General features: G+C 65.8%; 22 protein-coding genes. 16 read left to right on the top strand and 6 right to left on the bottom strand.

Annotated elements, in window-relative coordinates:
- The first annotated feature begins 49 nt into the window (after nucleotides 1-49).
- The 3 genes from urtE to EJI01_RS01465 are packed head-to-tail and all read left to right on the top strand — an operon-like array spanning nucleotide 50 to nucleotide 2,348.
- On the top strand, nucleotides 50-739 hold the full coding sequence (gene urtE / locus EJI01_RS01475; RefSeq protein ID WP_126835338.1) for an urea ABC transporter ATP-binding subunit UrtE: 690 nt from the start codon (nucleotides 50-52) through the stop codon (nucleotides 737-739).
- Between the two features lie 24 nt (nucleotides 740-763).
- Nucleotides 764-1,996, top strand: a complete 1,233-nt coding sequence (fmdA, locus tag EJI01_RS01470) for a formamidase (RefSeq protein WP_126835337.1) — start codon at nucleotides 764-766, stop codon at nucleotides 1,994-1,996.
- A 10-nt stretch (nucleotides 1,997-2,006) separates the two neighbouring features.
- Nucleotides 2,007-2,348: an FmdB family zinc ribbon protein gene (locus tag EJI01_RS01465; protein ID WP_126835336.1), complete on the top strand. Its 342-nt coding sequence runs from the start codon at nucleotides 2,007-2,009 to the stop codon at nucleotides 2,346-2,348.
- Nucleotides 2,349-2,354: 6 nt separating this feature from the next.
- Here the strand turns inward: EJI01_RS01465 and EJI01_RS01460 are convergent, their stop codons facing one another.
- Nucleotides 2,355-4,526: a glycoside hydrolase family 3 N-terminal domain-containing protein gene (locus tag EJI01_RS01460; RefSeq protein WP_260602265.1), complete on the bottom strand. Its 2,172-nt coding sequence runs from the start codon at nucleotides 4,524-4,526 to the stop codon at nucleotides 2,355-2,357.
- Between the two features lie 246 nt (nucleotides 4,527-4,772).
- On the opposite strand from EJI01_RS01460, the gene EJI01_RS01455 reads away from it, so the two are divergent.
- The 5 genes from EJI01_RS01455 to EJI01_RS01435 are packed head-to-tail and all read left to right on the top strand — an operon-like array spanning nucleotide 4,773 to nucleotide 8,686.
- Entirely contained in the window at nucleotides 4,773-5,816 is a 1,044-nt protein-coding gene (locus EJI01_RS01455; RefSeq protein WP_126835334.1) for an aliphatic amidase, read from the top strand.
- A 42-nt stretch (nucleotides 5,817-5,858) separates the two neighbouring features.
- Nucleotides 5,859-6,500 (top strand): FMN-binding negative transcriptional regulator, encoded by a 642-nt coding sequence (locus EJI01_RS01450; RefSeq protein WP_126835333.1) that lies wholly within the window; start codon nucleotides 5,859-5,861, stop codon nucleotides 6,498-6,500.
- Entirely contained in the window at nucleotides 6,497-6,691 is a 195-nt protein-coding gene (locus EJI01_RS01445) for a hypothetical protein (protein ID WP_126835332.1), read from the top strand. Before EJI01_RS01450 ends, EJI01_RS01445 begins: the two co-directional genes overlap by 4 nt.
- Complete coding sequence (gene tadA, locus EJI01_RS01440) at nucleotides 6,681-7,757, top strand: tRNA adenosine(34) deaminase TadA (protein WP_126835331.1); 1,077 nt, start codon at nucleotides 6,681-6,683, stop codon at nucleotides 7,755-7,757. The genes EJI01_RS01445 and tadA overlap by 11 nt, the downstream gene beginning before the upstream one ends.
- Complete coding sequence (locus tag EJI01_RS01435; protein ID WP_126835330.1) at nucleotides 7,754-8,686, top strand: LD-carboxypeptidase; 933 nt, start codon at nucleotides 7,754-7,756, stop codon at nucleotides 8,684-8,686. Before tadA ends, EJI01_RS01435 begins: the two co-directional genes overlap by 4 nt.
- 31 nt (nucleotides 8,687-8,717) lie before the next feature.
- Here EJI01_RS01435 and EJI01_RS01430 read toward each other — a convergent pair whose 3' ends face one another.
- A complete protein-coding gene (locus tag EJI01_RS01430) occupies nucleotides 8,718-8,975 on the bottom strand; it encodes a hypothetical protein (RefSeq protein WP_260602264.1) in 258 nt (85 codons plus the stop codon).
- Nucleotides 8,976-9,135: 160 nt separating this feature from the next.
- On the opposite strand from EJI01_RS01430, the gene EJI01_RS28605 reads away from it, so the two are divergent.
- The 8 genes from EJI01_RS28605 (at nucleotide 9,136) to EJI01_RS01395 (ending at nucleotide 16,853) form a co-directional block, all read left to right on the top strand.
- On the top strand, nucleotides 9,136-9,282 hold the full coding sequence (locus EJI01_RS28605; protein ID WP_185878780.1) for a hypothetical protein: 147 nt from the start codon (nucleotides 9,136-9,138) through the stop codon (nucleotides 9,280-9,282).
- 70 nt (nucleotides 9,283-9,352) lie between these two features.
- Nucleotides 9,353-10,300 carry an adenylate/guanylate cyclase domain-containing protein gene (locus EJI01_RS01425; RefSeq protein WP_126835328.1) on the top strand — a complete coding sequence of 316 codons (948 nt, stop codon included), beginning with the start codon at nucleotides 9,353-9,355 and terminating at the stop codon, nucleotides 10,298-10,300.
- Between the two features lie 111 nt (nucleotides 10,301-10,411).
- On the top strand, nucleotides 10,412-11,800 hold the full coding sequence (locus EJI01_RS01420; RefSeq protein WP_126835327.1) for a phenylacetate--CoA ligase family protein: 1,389 nt from the start codon (nucleotides 10,412-10,414) through the stop codon (nucleotides 11,798-11,800).
- A 59-nt stretch (nucleotides 11,801-11,859) separates the two neighbouring features.
- The gene (locus tag EJI01_RS01415) at nucleotides 11,860-12,069 is read left to right on the top strand and encodes a hypothetical protein (protein ID WP_260602263.1); all 210 of its coding nucleotides are present in this window, start codon (nucleotides 11,860-11,862) and stop codon (nucleotides 12,067-12,069) included.
- Between the two features lie 111 nt (nucleotides 12,070-12,180).
- The gene (locus EJI01_RS01410; RefSeq protein WP_126835325.1) at nucleotides 12,181-13,488 is read left to right on the top strand and encodes a methyl-accepting chemotaxis protein; all 1,308 of its coding nucleotides are present in this window, start codon (nucleotides 12,181-12,183) and stop codon (nucleotides 13,486-13,488) included.
- Nucleotides 13,489-13,604: 116 nt separating this feature from the next.
- A complete protein-coding gene (locus tag EJI01_RS01405) occupies nucleotides 13,605-14,864 on the top strand; it encodes a putative Na+/H+ antiporter (protein WP_126835324.1) in 1,260 nt (419 codons plus the stop codon).
- A 64-nt stretch (nucleotides 14,865-14,928) separates the two neighbouring features.
- Nucleotides 14,929-16,020, top strand: coding sequence for a serine hydrolase domain-containing protein (locus EJI01_RS01400; protein WP_126835323.1), 1,092 nt, complete (start codon nucleotides 14,929-14,931; stop codon nucleotides 16,018-16,020).
- A gap of 110 nt (nucleotides 16,021-16,130) precedes the next feature.
- Complete coding sequence (locus EJI01_RS01395; RefSeq protein WP_126835322.1) at nucleotides 16,131-16,853, top strand: haloacid dehalogenase type II; 723 nt, start codon at nucleotides 16,131-16,133, stop codon at nucleotides 16,851-16,853.
- Nucleotides 16,854-16,902: 49 nt separating this feature from the next.
- Here the strand turns inward: EJI01_RS01395 and EJI01_RS01390 are convergent, their stop codons facing one another.
- The 4 genes from EJI01_RS01390 to EJI01_RS01375 form a co-directional block, all read right to left on the bottom strand.
- Complete coding sequence (locus EJI01_RS01390) at nucleotides 16,903-17,166, bottom strand: DUF5985 family protein (protein ID WP_126835321.1); 264 nt, start codon at nucleotides 17,164-17,166, stop codon at nucleotides 16,903-16,905.
- Nucleotides 17,167-17,179: 13 nt separating this feature from the next.
- Nucleotides 17,180-17,440 carry a DUF5985 family protein gene (locus EJI01_RS01385; protein WP_126835320.1) on the bottom strand — a complete coding sequence of 87 codons (261 nt, stop codon included), beginning with the start codon at nucleotides 17,438-17,440 and terminating at the stop codon, nucleotides 17,180-17,182.
- Nucleotides 17,441-17,445: 5 nt separating this feature from the next.
- On the bottom strand, nucleotides 17,446-17,820 hold the full coding sequence (locus tag EJI01_RS01380; protein ID WP_126835319.1) for a MarR family transcriptional regulator: 375 nt from the start codon (nucleotides 17,818-17,820) through the stop codon (nucleotides 17,446-17,448).
- Nucleotides 17,821-17,902: 82 nt separating this feature from the next.
- Nucleotides 17,903-18,373: a DM13 domain-containing protein gene (locus tag EJI01_RS01375; protein WP_221885625.1), complete on the bottom strand. Its 471-nt coding sequence runs from the start codon at nucleotides 18,371-18,373 to the stop codon at nucleotides 17,903-17,905.

Raw genomic sequence — 18,373 nt, 5'->3', positions numbered from 1 at the left:
CACCCGCTCCACACACCGCTTGCCAAGTTTCAACAGAGAGGAGCACATCATGCTGAGCGTCCAGGACCTTCACGTCGCCTACGGCCAGAGCGAGGCGCTGCACGGAATCTCCTTCGAGGCCAGGGCCAACGAGACCATCGCCGTCATGGGCCGCAACGGCATGGGCAAGACTACGCTGTTCAAGAGCCTGATGGGCGTGCTGCCGATCAGGAGCGGAAGGATCGAGGTCGCTGGCCAGGACGTGTCCCGCGACGAGAGCTTTCGCCGCGTTGCCAAGGGCATCGCCTACGTGCCGCAGGGCCGCATGATCTTCCCGACGCTGACGGTCGAGGAGAACATCCAGACCGGCCTGGAGAACGCGAAGGTCAAGCGCATTCCCGAGGAAATCTATGCGCTCTTCCCGGTGCTCTTCGACATGAAGCGGCGCAAGGGCGGCAACCTCTCGGGCGGCCAGCAGCAGCAGCTGGCCATCGCGCGCGCGCTGGTCACCGAGCCCAAGGTGCTCTTGCTCGACGAGCCCACCGAAGGCATTCAGCCTTCGATCGTCAAGGACATCGCGAAGGCGCTCAACGAGATCCGAAAGATGCGCCGCATCACGATCGTGGTGTCGGAGCAGGTGCTCAGTTTTGCGCTCGATGTAGCCGACCGCCTGTTCGTCATCGAAGGCGGCCGCCTGGTGCACGAGACCGCGCGCGACAAGACCGACGTGAACCACATCAAGGCCTACCTCTCTGTTTAACCGAACCCCAAAGAAGGAGCACGCATGACCGACACCCTGATCAAGGTCGACCTCACGAAGTCGCCGACCGAGAACGAGATGATCCACAACCGCTGGCATCCGGACATTCCGATGGCCTGCTGGGTCAACCCGGGCGACGACTTCATCCTCGAGACCTTCGACTGGACCGGCGGCTTCATTAAGAACAACGACAGCGCCGACGACGTGCGCGACATCGACCTGAGCACCGTGCACTACCTCTCGGGCCCGGTGGGCGTGAAGGGCGCCGAGCCCGGCGACCTGCTGGTGGTGGACCTGCTCGACATCGGCGCCAAGCCTGACAGCCTTTGGGGTTTCAACGGCTTCTTCTCTAAGAAGAACGGCGGCGGTTTCCTGACCGACCATTTTCCCGAAGCGCAAAAGTCGATCTGGGATTTCAAGGGCATGTTCACCAGCTCGCGCCACGTGCCGGGCGTCAACTTCGCGGGCCTGATCCATCCGGGCCTGATCGGCTGTCTGCCCGACAAGCCGATGCTGGACATGTGGAACAAGCGCGAGATCGACTTCATCGCGACCGACCCGGAGCGCGTGCCGGGCCTGGCCAACCCGCCTTTCGCCGCCACCGCGCACATGGGCAAGATGACCGGCGAGGCGAGGGCGAAGGCCGCCGCCGAGGGCGCGCGAACCGTGCCGCCGCGCGAGCATGGCGGCAATTGCGACATCAAGGACCTGTCGCGCGGCTCCAAGGTCTTCTTCCCCGTGTACGTCGACGGCGCCGGCCTCTCGGTGGGCGATCTGCACTTCAGCCAGGGCGACGGCGAGATCACCTTCTGCGGCGCGATCGAGATGGCCGGCTGGGTGCATATGAAGGTCAGCTTGATCAAGGGCGGGATGGCCAAGTACGGCATTAGGAACCCGATCTTCAAGCCCAGTCCGATCACGCCGAGCTACAACGACTACCTGATCTTCGAGGGCATCTCGGTCGACGAGGCCGGCAAGCAGTACTACCTGGACGTGCACATCGCCTACCGCCAGGCCTGCCTCAACGCGATCGAGTACCTGAAGAAGTTCGGCTACTCGGGGGCGCAGGCCTATTCGATCCTGGGCACGGCCCCGGTGCAGGGCCACATCAGCGGCGTGGTCGACGTGCCCAACGCCTGCGCCACGCTCTGGCTGCCGACGCAGATCTTCGACTTCGACATCAACCCGAACGCGGCGGGGCCGACGAAGATGATCGACGGCTCGATCGACATGCCGTTGTCGCACGACCTGCGCTGAGGCCGCATCGATGCCCACCTACGACTATGCCTGCGGCCGCTGCGGCGGCTTCGACGCCCTTCGCCCGCTCGCGACACGCAACGAGCCCGCCGCCTGCCCGCATTGCGGCGAGCCGTCGGCGCGCGTGTTCGCGCACGCACCGCAGCTGGCCCTGATGGCCGGCAGCACGCGGCGCGCGATCGAGACCAACGAACGCGCTGCGCACGAGCCGCGCAGCTCGCGCGACTATGCGCGACTCAGGCATCCGGCCGGCTGCGGCTGCTGTTCGGGCACCCGCTCAGGCGCGACGGTGAAGACCCCGAACGGCGCCAAGACATTCCCCTCGAAGCGCCCCTGGATGATCAGCCACTGAGGCGCATCACCCGGGCGCCAGCACGAAGCCGGCCTTCAGCCCACCGACCGCCGAGGGGCCGACCCAGAGGTCGAAATTGCCTGGCTCCACCGTCGGCTGCAGATCCTGCCCGATGAACATCAGGTCGCTGCGAGAGAGCGTGAACTCGACCGACATCGTCTGACCCGCGGGCACACGCACCTTGCGGAAGCTCTTGAGCTCCCGCACCGGCCGCGTCACGCTGGCGGCGCGATTGCGGATGTAGAGCTGCACCACTTCTTCGGCCTCGCGCTTGCCCGTGTTGGCGATGCGCGCGCGCACGGTCAGCGTGCCGTCCCAGGCCATGCGGCTCGGGCTCAGGTCGATCCCTTCGTAGCGCACGCGCGCATAGCCGAGGCCATGGCCGAAGGGGAACAGCGCATCGTTGCTCGCATCCAGGTAGCGCGCCTTGTAGAACGTGGCCGGCGCGTCGGCGAGCTGCGGCCGGCCGGTGCGCTTGTGGCTGTAGTAGTAGGGCACCTGGCCGGGCGTCTGCGGGAAGCTCACCGGGAGCCGGCCCGAGGGATTGGCGTCGCCGAACAGCACGTCGGCGATGGCCGGCCCGGTCTGCGAGCCGAGGAACCAGGTCACGAGGATCGCGCGCGCATTGCGCACCGCGCCTTTGAGCGCCAGCGCGCGGCCGTTGCGCAGCAGCACGACCACCGGCTTGCCGGTCGCCGCGACGGCATCGGCGAGCTCCTGCTGCGCCCGCGGGATTTCGATGTCGCTGCGCGAACGCGCCTCGCCCGACATCTGCTCGTTCTCGCCGATCGAAAGCAGCACGACATCGGCCTCGCGCGCCGCGGCGACCGCGGCCTCGATGCCGTCCGCAATCGGCGCATCGACGTCCGAGCCGCGCACCACCGTGAGCAGCTCGGGCGAGGCGAGCGAATTCCGGATCGCCTCCTCGATGCCCACCGGTGGCGTCTGGCCGGGAAAGACCATCCATGGCCCGAAGAGGTCGGAGGCGCCGGCGAAGGGGCCGATGAGCGCGACGCGCTGGCGCGACTTCGAAAGCGGCAGCACGTCGCCCTCGTTCCTGAGCATCACGATCGAGCGGGACGCGGCATCGCGCGCCAGCGCCTGGTGCGCGGGGCTGTCGAAGCGCGGGCCTGTCGGCGCGTCTTCGAGCCCGCGGAAGGGATGGTCGAACAGGCCCAGCCGCTGCTTGATCCGCAGCACCCGGCGCACGGCATCGTCGACGCGCGACATCGGCACCTCGCCCGAGGCCACCAGGTCCGGCAGGTACTTCATGTACAGGCCGCTCTGCATGCTGACGTCGGTGCCCGCGAGGAAGGCGCGCTTGGCGGCCTCGCGTCCGTCGGCAGCGAAGCCGTGCGCGATGAGTTCTTCGTCGGCCGTGTAGTCGGAAACGACGAAGCCCTGGAAGCCCCATTCGCCGCGCAGCACCCCGGTCAGCAGGTTGCGGTTGGCGTTGGAGGGAATGCCGCCGATCTCGTTGAAGGCGCTCATGATCGACAGCGCACCGGCATCGATGGCCGAGCGAAAGGGCGGCAGGTAGACCTCGCGCAGCGTGCGCTCCGAGAGATCGACCGTGTTGTAGTCGAGCCCGCCCTCGGCCGCGCCGTAGCCGGCGAAATGCTTGGGCGTGGCGAGCATCGCATCGGCGCGCCCGAGGTCCTTGCCCTGGAAGCCGCGCACCCGCGCCGCCGCGAACTGGCGGCCCAGGTAGACGTCTTCGCCGGCGCCTTCGACACCGCGGCCCCAGCGCGCATCGCGCGCGATGTCGACCATCGGCGCGAAGGTCCAGCGGAAGCCGTCGGCAGTGGCTTCGACGGCGGCTGCACGGGCCGTGCGCTCCGCCAGCGCGGGCTCCCAACTGGCGGCTTCGGCGAGCGGCACCGGGAACACGGTACGGAAGCCGTGGATGATGTCGGCGCCGAAGAGGAGCGGAATGCCAAGCCGCGACTCGTTGACCGCCGCCTGCTGGGCGCGGCGCTTGCCTTCGAGGCCCGCATTGTTGAAGAGGCCGGTCACGCGGCCGGCGCGGATGTCGGCGAGCTGCTGCTCCAGGCTCTGGCGCGCGGCCTGCGGATTGGCCACGATATCGGTGCCCGCGGGCGCATAAAGGCTCAGCTGGCCGACCTTTTCCTCCACTGTCATGCGCGCGATGAGGGACTCGACGCGCGCGATCGACATCGGGGTCAGCGCTTCGGGCGCGGGGCCCGTGGCGCAACCGGCGATGCAGGCGAGAAGGAAGAGGAGGGCGAAGACGAGGCGGGGAAATCTGCAGACGCTCATCGCCCCCATTTTGGCGTGCGCCGAATGGCTCGCCAAATCGTCGGGCTCTCGGGACGGCGCTGTCGGTACGTCAATCAACGTATTCGCCGCCCGCCGCCGGCTTCGCAGAATGCACCGATCCATGGCCACAGACGAGGACCGATCATGATTCACGGCGATATTTCGAGCAGCAAGGACACCGTCGGCGTCGCGGTCGTCAACTACAAGATGCCGCGCCTGCACACGCGCGCCGAAGTGCTGGAGAACGCCAAGGCGATCGCGAAGATGGTGGAAGGCATGAAGACCGGCCTGCCCGGGCTGGACCTGGTGATCTTCCCGGAATACAGCACGCACGGAATCATGTACGACAGCGCCGAGATGTACGAGAACGCGGCCACGGTGCCGGGCGCCGAGACCGAGATCTTCGCCGCCGCCTGCCGCAAGGCCAAGGTGTGGGGCGTGTTCTCGCTCACCGGCGAGCGGCACGAGGAGCATCCGAAGAAGGCGCCCTACAACACGCTGATCCTCATGAACGGCCAGGGCGAAATCGTCCAGAAGTACCGCAAGATCATGCCCTGGGTGCCGATCGAGGGTTGGTACCCGGGCAGCAGCACCTACGTGAGCGAGGGGCCCAAGGGCCTGAAGATCAGCCTCATCATCTGCGACGACGGCAACTACCCGGAGATCTGGCGCGACTGCGCGATGAAGGGTGCCGAGCTCATCGTGCGCTGCCAGGGCTACATGTACCCGGCCAAGGAACAGCAGATCCTGATCTCGAAGGCCATGGCCTTCGCCAACAACACCTACGTGGCGGTGGCCAATGCGTCGGGCTTCGACGGCGTGTACTCGTACTTCGGCCACTCGGCGATCATCGGCTTCGACGGCCGCACGCTCGGCGAGTGCGGCGAGGAAGAGATGGGCGTGCAGTATGCCGCGCTCTCGAAGAGCCTGATCCGCGACTTCCGCAAGAACGGCCAGTCGGAGAACCACCTGTTCAAGCTGCTGCACCGCGGTTACACGGGCATCCTCAACTCGCACGAAGGCGATAAGGGCGTGGCCGACTGCCCTTACGACTTCTACGCCCAATGGATCGCCGACCCGCAAGCCATGCGCGAACGCGTGGAAGCGCTCACGCGACGCACGGTCGGCACGGCGGAGGCGCCGATCGAGGGCATCCCCAACGAGGAAACTGAAAAGCTCTATCGCTGACAACTCGGGGACAATCGGGCGATCCTCGACCAGGGCCGCCTCATGTACATGCCACCCCAGTTCAACTCGCAAGATCGCGCCATCGCTGCGGAGCTGATGCGCGAGCATCCATTTGCCAGCCTGATCTCTACCGACGACGACGGGCTGCCCTACGTCTCGCACCTGCCGCTGGTGCTCGACGATCGCGGGGAGGGCGGCTTCGCGCTCTTCGGCCATTGCGCCAAGCCCAATCCCCACTGGCGCTACCTGCAGGCGCGGCCGCAGGCGCTGGTGAGCTTCCTCGGGCCGCATGCCTACATGTCGCCATCGGTCTACCCCGACCTCGCGCGCGTGCCGACCTGGAACTACCTGGCGGTGCACTGCACGGTGCAGGCCCGGCTGATCGAGACGCCGAACGAGAAGGACGCGCTGCTCAAGCGCCTGATCGGCCAGCACGAGCCGGCCTACGCCCAACAGTGGCGCGATCTGGGCGAGGAGTTTCAGCACAAGATGCTGAACGGCATCGTCGGCTTCGAGCTGCAGGTGACGGCGCTGCAATGCAAGCTCAAGCTCAACCAGCACCGCCGCGAATCGCACGCCGCCATGTACGCGCGCTACAGCGAGGGCACGCCGGACGAACGGGCATTGGCCGCGTGGATGCAGCGGCTCGGCATGAAGACCGACGCAGTGGAGCAATTGAGATGAGGGTCCTCGGTCTGATCGGCCTCGTGCTCGCGCTCGTCATCGTCGGCCTGCTGGTCAGGAAGCAGATGGGCGGCGTCGCGAGTGCAGCTGCCGCCGACCCACGCACGCAAAGCCAACAGGTCCAAGAGCAGTTCAAGCAATCGCTGGACGCCGCAATGCAGCAGCCGCGCCCCCTGACCGATGACAACTGACGCGCATTGGATGCAGCTCGCGCTGGCCGAAGCGCGGCTGGCGGCCGAGGCGGACGAAGTGCCGGTGGGCGCGGTGCTCGTGAAGGACGGCCGGCTCGTCGCCACCGGACGCAACGCGCCGGTCGCGCGGCACGACCCGAGCGCGCATGCCGAAATGAACGCGTTGCGCGCGGGCGGTGCGGCGCTTCGCAACTACCGCCTCGACGGCTGTGAGCTCTATGTGACGCTCGAACCCTGCGCCATGTGCGCCGGCGCGATGCTGCACGCGCGGCTGGCCCGCGTCGTGTTCGGCGCGGCCGACCCGAAGACCGGTGCGGCGGGATCGGTACTCGACCTGTTCGCACAGAGCCGGCTCAACCATCGCACGCAGGTACAGGGCGGCGTGCTTGCTGCGGAGTGCGGCGATCTGCTGCAGGATTTCTTCAAGGGCCGCCGCAGCGCGGCGCGCGAAGCGGCCGAACCCCTGCGCGACGATGCCTTGCGCACGCCCGCCGATCGCTTCGGCACGCTCGCCGACTACGACTTCGCGCCGAACTACGTGAGCGATCTGCCGAGCCTGAACGGCTGGCGCATGCACTACCTCGACGAGGGGCCGAGCGGCGCCGCTTGCATCTGCCTCTGCCTGCACGGTCCGGGCGAATGGAGCTACTTCTTCCGCCACCTCGCGGCCCTGCAGGCGCTGCGCGTGCTGGCACCCGACCTGATCGGCTTCGGTCAGAGCGACAAGCCCAAGCGGGAGGCGGTGCACCAGCTGAGCTGGCATCGCGACGTGCTGTTCGAATGGCTGGAGCGCTTGCCGCCGGGACCGCTGGTCCTTGTGCACAGTGCCGGCGCTTCCGAACTCGCGTCGCTGCTGCGCAGTGCCATGCCCGCGCGCTTTGCCTTGACGCTGCTGGCGCCCGATGCCGGCGAGCCCGTGGGCGACGCATGGCGCGCGCCGTTCCCGGATCGCGGATACGAAGCCGCATTGCGTGCCCTGGGCCCGATTCCGTCGGGCATCTCGGGCCCCGACGCCGTGCAGGCGGCCCGGTTGGCAAGAGACGCAATGGGATACTCCGCCCCGTGAAAAAGAAACACATCTACATCTACTCGCCCTCCAGCGCCGTGCGCAACAAGGCCGCATTCCGGCGCGGCGTGAAGCGCCTGCAGGCGCTGGGCCATGAAGTCGAACTGGACGAGGCCGCACTCGACAGCCACCAGCGCTTCGCCGGCGACGATGCCACCCGCCTGCGCGCCATCGCACGCGCAGCCGCGAGCCGCGCCGACGTGGCGCTGATCTCGCGCGGCGGCTATGGGCTCACGCGCATCCTCGATGCCATTCCCTACAAGGCAGTGACCAAGGCGATCGAGCGCGGCACCGAGTTCGTAGGCCTCAGCGATTTCACGGCCCTGCAGAGCGCGCTCCTGGTGAAATCCGGCGCCGTGAGCTGGGCCGGACCCGCCCTCGGCGAAGATTTCGGCGCCGAGGACGGAGCCGACGACATCATGGAAGCCTGCTTCGACGATCTTCTGAGCGGGCAGGGCGAAGGAACAGGCTGGCGCATGCCGGCCCGGGACGCCGCGGCAATGCCGGACTTTCGCGGCATTCACGACGCCACGCTGTGGGGCGGCAATCTCTGTGTGCTCACCAGCCTGCTGGGCACGCCGTACTTTCCCCAGATCGACAAGGGCGTGCTCTTCTTCGAAGACGTGAACGAACATCCCTACCGCGTCGAGCGCATGCTCGACCAGTTGCGCCTCGCGGGCGTACTGGGCCGTCAGAAGGCGGTGATCTTCGGGCAGTTCACGGGCGCCAAGAAGGTGCCGCACGATCGCGGCTTCAGCATGCAAACCGTCGTTTCACGCCTGCGCGAACTGGTCAAGGTGCCGGTGCTGACGGGCCTGCCCTTCGGTCACGTGCCGACGAAGGTGCTGCTGCCCGTGGGGGCCAAGGTGGAAGTGGCGGCAGACGCGCGCGATGTCTTCATGGTGTGGGGACACCGGCAAGCGCACTGAAAAAAGAAAAAGGCTGCGATGCAGCAGCCTTTCAGGTGGTGATGCGGTGGTGCGGTCTGGGGCCCATCGCGCCGGGGAGACCGCCCTTGAACAGGCGGTTGATCTGTCTCATCTGGCGGCGTGCGGCAACTTCGCCATCGATCGCGCTCAGCGCAGTCAGCACGTCTTGGCGCAGGTACCAGAGCGCCTCGAGATCGCCGGCAAAGCGAACGCGCTGCGCAACGCGCTGGACGGAATGGCCGCCGTGGACTTGCAGCAGCGACAGCATCGCGGTACGGATCTGACCCATCTGACGGTCCGCCGAGCGGCGCAAGCCGAGGCCGGGGAAAGGCAGAAAGCGGAGGAAACTGCTAAGGGACATGAGGGACGAAGGCGTTTTGCCGGAAGCCTTTGAGGGTTGCTACGTTAAGGCGGCACAGGGTGCCACACAAGCGTAGAAACATCATTTCATGTTCAAAAACAACATACTTCACGAATCACTTCAAGCGTTGGGCGAAGAATTGATACCTAAGTTCTACTTGGCCGATGAAATGAGCGCCAAGCCCCTGTATCGAAATGAAAAAGCAACAGGCGCAGCCACATCCCGGCCGATTTGACGCGCTGAAGGGGCGTTTTTCCGATGCTTTGCCATAATCCCTCGGCGAGAGCTACCAAAAACTGCACACAATGAGCGCCCACCCCACTGTCGTTTTTGCTGACCTGACGGGGAGCACCCGGGTCTTCGAGGCCATGGGGAATGCACGGGCAACCGACACTGTCACAAGACTGATTCAGTGGATCGGCGGTGTTTGCGAAGCGCACAGCGGCCGCGTCGTGAAATCGCTGGGCGATGGCGTCTTTGCGATATTCGCCAACGGCGCGACGGCCACCCGTGCCGTGCTGGAACTTCAGCGCAACCACCAGAAGCGGCTCCAGACCTGGCCCGCACCGCTCAGGATGGAACTCCAGATCGGCGTGGCGAGCGGCGAAGTCGTCGAGGTCGACGGCGACTGCTACGGCGACGCGGTCAACCTGGCTTCGCGGCTCAGCGATCTGGCCGGCCCGAGCCAGATCTGGGCCACGGAATCGGTCATCGACGAACTGGTGGGCGGCGAGGTGCGGCACCGCAGCCTCGGCCCGATCAATATCCGCGGCAAGAACGAGATGCCGATCGTCCACCGCATCGACTGGCAGGACGAGGTTTCGGAGTTCCTCACGATGCCGGCTTCGCTGGTGGCGCCGGCGCGAGGCGCCGACTCGTCCTTCGGGCAGATCGAACTCGCCTGGCTGGATGTGCGCTCGATGTTCCGCGCCACGGAGCTGCCCATCCACCTGGGGCGGGTCGACGAGGCCCAGTTCGTGGTCAACGACCCGCGCGTGTCGCGGCTGCATGCGCGCATCGAAGCGCGGCAGGGCAGTTGCGTGCTGGTCGACGTCAGCACCTACGGCACCTGGGTCCGCTTCCACGGAACCGCCGGTGCGAGCGGCGAGATCGCGCTGCGGCGCGAAGAATGCGTGCTGCACGGCAGCGGCGAGATTGGGCTGGGTGCTCCCTTGAGCGACTTCAGCGCCCCGACCATCTCGTTCAACACGACCGGCGGCAACGTGCTGCTGGCCCGCCGCGATCTGCGGTAGGGCCTGTCAACAGGCCCTACCTAAATCCCTGCCGGCCTCGCGCCGCGGGCGAATCTTCTTGGCATTGCCGGCGAGTGCGTCCACCATGGCGGCCACTCTCGCCGCCATCCCATGCTGCCGCCCTTCGATCCCTGGCTCACGAGCCTCGTCGCCGCCGACGTGGCCGTGGCCTCGCATGCGGGCGCAGAGGCGCTGGCCCGCCGGCGGGCGCGGCGCCTGGCCGACTTGCTGAGGTCCGCGGCACGAGGATCGGCTCTGTACCGCAAGCTGCTTGCAGGCCGCGATCCGGCGCGTGTGCGCCTCGAAGAGCTGCCAATCGCGCACAAGACCGAATTGATGCGCCAGTTCGATGACTGGATCGCCGATCCCGCGCTTCGGCTCGATGCGCTGCGCCGCTTCGCTTCCGACCGCGCTCGCATCGCCGACCCCTTCCTTGACCGCTACGTGGTGTGGGAAAGCTCCGGCAGCAGCGGCGAGCCGGGTGTCTTCGTGCAGGATGCCCGGGCGATGGCGGTATACGACGCGCTCGAGTTCTGGCGGCGGCCCGCGCTGCGGCCGCTTCAGCGGATGATGGACCCGTGGGCCGTCGGCGAACGCGTCGCCTTCGTCGGAGCGACCTGCGGCCACTTCGCCAGCACGGTGTCGATCGAGCGGCTGCGGCGACTGAATCCCGCGCTGGCCGCCAGGCTCCATGGCATCTCGTTCCTGCAGCCGGCCAGCGGGCTGGTGGCAGAACTGAATGCGTTGGCGCCAACGGTCATCGCCACCTATCCCAGCGTGGCCGTGCTGCTGGCGGAGGAGCGCCTCGCCGGCCGGCTCCAGACGGCGCCGCGCGAGCTGTGGACCGGCGGTGAAGACCTCTCGACGGCGACACGCGATTTTCTGCAACAGACTCTGAGCTGCCGGGTCGCCAACAGCTACGGCGCCTCGGAATTCCTGACGCTCGCCGCAGAATGCCGCTGCGGCAGCCTGCATCTGAACTGCGACTGGGCGATCCTCGAATCGGTCGACGAAGACGGCCGCCTGGAACCGGCAGGCGAGGCCGGTGCGACCACCTTGCTGACCAACCTCGCCAACCATGTGCAGCCGCTGATCCGCTACGACCTGGGCGACCGCGTCACGCAGCGCGCCTCGGCCTGCGCCTGCGGCTCCCATCATCCGGTGATCGAGGTTCAGGGCCGCAACGACGACACGCTGCGGCTGGGCCGCCCCGGTGCGCAGATGGTGCGCATCCTGCCGCTCGCGGTGAGCACCGTGCTGGAAGACGATGCCGGCCTGTTCGACTTCCAGCTCGAGCAGCAGGGACCTTGCGATCTGCTGCTGCGCACGGGCTTGCACGGCACGGCGGCGGACACGAGCTTGCGGCGGGCCCGGGCGGCGCTCTCGGCCTTTCTGATACAGCAGGGCGCGGCAGGGGTGCACATCCACTGCCGAAGCGGCGAGACGGGGCGCCGCGGCCGCAGCGGCAAGGTGCAGCGGGTGCTTGCCGCGCAGGCTTGAAGCACCGGGCGGCATCCACTAGGCTTGGTCGACGCATCAACATCAACATGGAGACCGGCATGATCATCGCGAGCCCATTTCCCATCCCTTACAGCAACTTGCAGCCCGTGCTCGATTGGCAGGCCGCCTTCATCGAGGGCCTGATGCAGGCTCAAAACTTCCAGCTCCAGATGCTGGCCGCATGGCAGTGGCCGTTCGCCAGCGTCAACCAGGAACTGTGGGACCAATGGGTAGCCCGTTTCGGCGGCGGTGTGCCGTTGGACGCGTAGGGCACACGAGACTGCGGGTTATTACCTGGTACTGAGCCCTCAAGTTTCGGCTGCGCGCTGCCGATAAGCCTGACAACCCGGCCCAGATTGGCGGCCGCGACGGGAAAGCACATGCGCAATTGGAAGATCAGTGCCCGACTGGGTATGGGGTTCGGGATCGTGCTGCTGTTGATGGCGACTGGAGTCGCAATCGGCATCGCGTGCCTCGATGACATCGCTGACAGCTCCATCACGCCGGAACTCGCGCGGCGTATCGATTCGACGCAGAACCTCATGCTGGGCCTCGGGCTCGTCGCGCTGCTGGCGGGCATCGGCTGCACCGTCTGGCTCGCGCGCAGCATCATGCAACCGCTGGGCGAAGCGATCTTCATCGCGGAGACCGTGGCCTCGGGCGACCTCAGCAAGGAATTCGAAACCGAGCGCGGCGGCGATTTCGGACGCCTGCTGCGCGGCATGGGCGAGATGGAGGACACCCTGACCGACGTGGTGACGCGCATCAAGGCATCGACCGATTCGATCGTGGTGGCATCCAGGCAAATCGCTGCCGGCAACCAGGACCTGTCTTCACGCACCGAGGAGCAGGCCAGCTCGCTGGAGCAGACCGCGGCCTCGATGGAAGAGCTGACTTCTACCGTCAAGCAGAACGCCGACAACGCGCGCCAGGCCAATCAATTGGCGCTCTCGGCCTCCGAAGTGGCAGTGAAGGGCGGCAGCGTCGTCAGCCAGGTGGTCGACACCATGGCCTCGATCAATGCGTCTTCCAAGAAGATCGTCGACATCATCGGCGTCATCGACGGCATCGCCTTCCAGACCAACATCCTGGCGCTCAATGCGGCGGTGGAAGCAGCCCGTGCCGGCGAGCAGGGCCGGGGCTTCGCGGTCGTGGCGGCCGAAGTGCGCAACCTCGCGCAGCGCTCGGCCGCGGCGGCCAAGGAGATCAAGGGCCTGATCGACGACTCGGTCGGCAAGGTGGACGCCGGCAGTGCGCTGGTGGGCGAGGCCGGCAAGACGATGGAAGAGATCGTGGGCAGCGTGAAGCGCGTGACCGACATCATCGGCGAGATCACGGCGGCGAGCCACGAGCAGACGCAGGGCATCGAGCAGATCAACCAGGCGATCACGCAGATGGACCAGGTGACGCAGCAGAACGCGGCATTGGTCGAAGAGGCGGCGGCTGCGGCGCAGTCGCTGCAGGAGCAGGCCGGCAGCCTGTCGCAGGTCGTCGGCACCTTCAAGCTCGACGACGACGAGCAGCCCGTCATGGTCCCGCCCAAGGCGCCGCAAGTGCAAACGCGGCCTGTCGCCCACCCGGTCCGGCAGGCCGGGCCACAGCCACCTCGGCGGGCCATTGCCGCGCCGCAACGCAAGCAATTGGCGGCCACGGGCAGCACAGCCGGTGGAGACTGGGAGACTTTCTGACCCGCGGCGTCGTCTCCCAACGTAGTTAAACTGTCCACGGGTGTCCACACCGCTTTGGTGGGACAGGTTTTTGCGATGGTCGGGCCGCCACGCAGGTTTTCTGCGTTTGAAACCCGATGCCTCAACACACGATTGAGCTGATTGCCGCTGCTCTTTTTGCAATCGCACTTGTCCACACCTTCGCAGCCAAGCAGTTCGAGAGGCTGTCGCACCGCTTCCCCCGTCACGCCGGGCTCTTTCACCTCCTGGGCGAGGTCGAAGTCGTCTTCGGGTTCTGGGCGATCGTCCTGGTCCTGGCGATGGCTTTCGTCAGCGGCGGCGATCAAGCATTGGCCTACGCGGAGTCACGGCAGTACACCGAGCCGCTGTTCGTCTTCGTGGTGATGGTGGTCGCGGCATCAAGGCCTATCCTGCAGACCGTCATGAGCTCCGTCGACCTGATTGCGCGCAGGCTGCCGATGCGCACATCGCTGACAACAGCCTGGCTCGGGCTGGCCGCGGTTCCGCTGCTGGGATCCGCCATCACGGAGCCTGCCGCGATGACGATCGCTGCGCTGATGCTCGCTCCGCAAGCCTTCAGACCGGACGTTCCGGAACGGGCGAAATACCTGGCACTGGGGGTGCTGTTCGTGAACGTGTCCATCGGTGGCACGCTGACGTCTTTCGCAGCGCCACCCGTCCTCATGGTCGCCTCTACCTGGAATTGGGACTCGCACTTCATGCTGGTCACGTTCGGATGGAAGGCAGCACTGGCCGTCCTGGTGAATGCCACCGTCGCCACGGTGGTGCTTCGTACGCACCTTCATCCGGCTGCTGCCCAGGCCGACCAGCCGGCTGAAGAAAGGGCGCCTGTGGCGATAGTCGTCGTGCACTTGGCGTTTTTGGCTGGCGTCGTGGCGGTGGCGCACCATCCGGTCGCCTTTCTGGGACTGTTCCTGATGTTCCTCGGCTTCACGCAGGCCTACGAGCGCTACCAGAGCCCGCACATCATCAAGGAAGCCTTGCTGGTTGCATTCTTCCTTGCCGGGCTGGTGGTGCTCGGCGGCATGCAGCAGTGGTGGCTGCAGCCCGTCGTCTCGAGCATGTCGCCCGGGGTGCTCTTCTTCGGAGCAACCGCGCTGACTGCGGTGACCGACAACGCCGCGTTGACCTACCTGGGATCCCTCATCACGGGAATCTCCGAGGAGGCGAAGTACAGCCTCGTCGCCGGTGCCGTCGCCGGGGGCGGCCTGACCATGATTGCGAACGCGCCGAACCCGGCCGGCGTGGCGCTTCTGAAGCGAGGTTTCTCCGACGCGACGATCAGCGCGGGAGGATTGCTTCTAGGCGCCTTGCTTCCAACGCTGGTCGCAGTGGCAGCATTTGCTCTCCTCTAGAAGGTAGCTGACGCAAGACATCGCGTTCAGCACCACGCGGGCAACGTGAACTTGGAGGCTTTCCATGGCTATTTCACGGCAACACCGCCACAGCTCGTGGGAACCCGCGGCGCTCACGCGCTGGGTGACCGCGGTTCTCATCCTGGTCGCCGCGGGCACAGCTCATTCGCAGCCGCGCAAGGAGGTCAAAGACGGGTGGCAGTTGGCATCCCCGCGCGAGCAAGGGCTCGACGCCGAGCTCTTGAACGAACTCGTGGACAAGCTCAAGTCGCAGGAAAAAGCCATCCGCAGCGTGGTCATCGTCCGAAGCGGCAAGCTTGCCTTCGAGTACTACCGCGACGGCCTAGGTCCCTCCACGCTGCACGACATGCGCTCCGCCACCATGAGCGTGGTGTCCACCCTTGTGGGCGTCGCCCTTCAGAAGGGGTTGATCAAGAGCGTCGACCAACCGGTTGCTGACTTTCTTCCGGAAGCTCTCGGCGAAGGGGTCGATTCGCGCGTCAGCGCGATGAGCCTTAAGCACATCCTGACCCTGACGGCCGGATTCGACCCGGATGTCAAGCAGGTCGGAAGGTGGGCGTTCCCGGTCGACTTCGCGCTCCGGCGGCCGCTGGTCAGCGACCCCGGGAGGAAGTTCGACTTCAATCCGGGAACGGCGCACCTGGCGGCGCGAGTAGTGGTCAGCGCAACCGGAGAAAGCGTTTCTCAGTTCGCGCAGAAGCAGCTTTTCGAGCCGCTTCGAATCGAGCGCTATCTGTGGCGAATCGATCGACCCGGCGGAAGCGAGCTCGGCTACAGCGGGCTGCAACTCACGACGCGGGATATGGCGAAGCTCGGCCAGCTGTATCTTCAGCAGGGCTCCTGGAACGGAACCACACTGGTGCCGGCCCAGTATGTCGAGGCGGCGACGAGGAAGCAGAGCAGTGGTGGGCCGCCTGTGCATTGGGCGTACGGCTATTCATGGTGGGTCGCGCATTCTTCCAGGCTCCCGGGCCCGTACATGGCAGGAGCAGACGATGGTCAACGAATCTACGTCAATCCAAGCTTGCGCCTGGTGGTTGTGGTGGCCTCGGATTCCAGTCAGGCGCGCGGCAGGAGCCAAAGCCAGGTCGATGTAGTCATCAACGACATCGTCCTTCGGGTGCTTCGACGGTGAAGACAGCCAAGCTGTCGGGCAGCTGGCCAGGCATCGCCGGGCAACTCCAAGGGCTCGTCGGACCCCCTGGTGCTTGCCGGATTCGACGTACAAAATGGGGCGCGTACAACATGAAACTTCGCGCCATCACCTTCGATACCGGGGGGACAGTGCTCGATTGGCACAGCGGAATCGTGCGAGCTCTCCGCCGGGTCGCTGACCGAGAGGATGCCCAAGCCGATTGGCATGCCGTTGCCAACGACTGGCGCAGGCGCACCATGGCCGCGATCGTCGGACTCGACCGGCCGACCTTCAACATGGACGATGTACATCGCCTGACCCTCGACGAGTCATTGACCCATTTCGGTCTGCAGGCACTGACACCGGCGCAGCGACACGACATCTGGCGCGCTTGGCACGAACTGGATGCCTGGCCGGACTTTCCCGCTGCCATGGCGGCCTTGCGCGAGGTCCTGCCCGTCGTATCGTTCACGATGCTGCCCACGTCGTTGGTGATCGATGTTTCGCGCAGGAACGGCCTGACCTGGGATGCGGTGATCTCGTGCGAAATGATCGGCGTCTACAAGCCACGCGCCGAGGCGTATGAAACGGCGGCGCGATGGCTGGCCCTTTCGCCTTCCGAGATCCTCATGGTGGCGTGCCACAACTTCGACCTCAATGCCGCCCACGCGGCGGGCTATCGAACCGCTTTCGTGAGGCGGCCCGACGAATGGGGACCCGAAGGACCGCCGCACCCGCATCCGAACATGGACTACGACTTCGTGGAGGACGGGTTCGAAGCTCTGTCGAGCAGCGTGATGCGGGCGCTCGGCGAGCCGGAAACCGGCCAGTAAGCAGGGGACAACGACATGAAACCCGTTCGTACGCACCGCGCGCGGGGTCCTACGAGCTCCCCGGCCTGTTCTTGTCCCAGATAGCCAGCAAGATCAGGCCATAGGCCAACAGGCGGACCATGTAGTGCAGTGGCAATTCCTCCTCATTCCATGTGGACGTGATCGCCATATGGGACCGGCTCGCGGCCTCGATGAGGAAGGACGCCGCGAAGAGCAGGAAGAATCTGTCCCGTGTGCTCATCCAGTAGCGCAGAAAGAACAAAGCGGCGGTGAAGGATGCGACGGCAATCCCGCCGAGAAGAAACTGATGCATCTCTGGATTTTCGTCAGGAATGATTTTCCAGGACCAGGCCCACGAGCAGCAGCAGCACTGCCACGAGCGCCAGGCTCAGCCGCCAGATAGACATGTCGATTGCAGTGAACAAGAGCTTGTCCAAGATCAGCAGGATGTTGTTCGCCGTCAGCCCGACGAAGCACAGGCCACTCCACAAGAGCAGTCGAACGCGCCCTCTTGAGTAGCTGCGCAACAGCAATGCGGCGCACGAGAGCGCGGTGAACGCGCACAACCCATAGATCAACTTGTCCATATGTCCTAGCCTTTTCGGATCTTGAATGCGTCAGCAAAGCTTTGTGCTGCCTTGCGGCTGGCGCCATGGATCAGGTTCGTGATACCGATCAAATCATCGGAATATGCCGATGCCAGGCGATCGACAAGCCTCGCCAGATTGGCGTCGATCGGCGCGTAGCGGTACGCATCGTTGCGAGGCTCGCAAACCGTCAGCAAGCCTGCCAGACACAGTTCCTTCAACAAATCAGCAGCAGTCGGCGGCTGCAAATACAGCGCCCGAGCGATTTCTGGCACGCTGAGACTCGCGTCGGGCTTGCCGTGGAAGATCAGCAGTGCCTCCAAGAAGGGGACCGATGGAATGCTCGTCAGCACAAACCGTCGCACGTCTTCAGGAATCAATGGTCAGCCTTGTTTCGCCCGCTTCGCAGTCTAAGACAAGGAGTCGCCGCGACCCCCAAAGTGCCAACTTGCTGCTTCCGCATCATCGGTACCGGGCGGCCGTAATGAACTGGCCGAATGATTCGCACCAGACAATGACTGTGTTGTAGGCCGCCGGATCGGCCGATGCCGGCATCGGCACGATGAAGTTCTCGAAGGTCTTCACGTCGCCCACGCGCAGCATCTTCGCCTTCAGCCGCAGGAAGTCGGCCTCGGTCTGCACGAACTCCGGTGCGAGGTAGAGCTTGTAGTCGGGCCCGGGCGCGATCCTTCCTTGCAGCGACACCGCGCTGCGGCTCACTGCCACCGTTCCTTCACCCCAGTGCAGGGCATCGCTGTCCGTCAGGTCGCGCCTGAACTGGCCGGTGAACTGCGCTTGCGCCGCCAATGCCGTGACCTCGGCCTGCGCAGGCGCGGGCGGCGCCGTGAGGATGGGCAGGGCATAGATGCCCGCGCCGAAGGCCAGGGCCGCCACGAGAGCGTGCGAAACAATGAGGAGGAGGGTCTTCTTCAC

The sequence above is a fragment of the Variovorax sp. MHTC-1 genome (assembly GCF_003984645.1).
Taxonomy (GTDB): domain Bacteria; phylum Pseudomonadota; class Gammaproteobacteria; order Burkholderiales; family Burkholderiaceae_C; genus Variovorax.
Note: the sequence above shows the minus strand (reverse complement) of the source record. Positions and strands in the feature narration are given on the sequence as shown.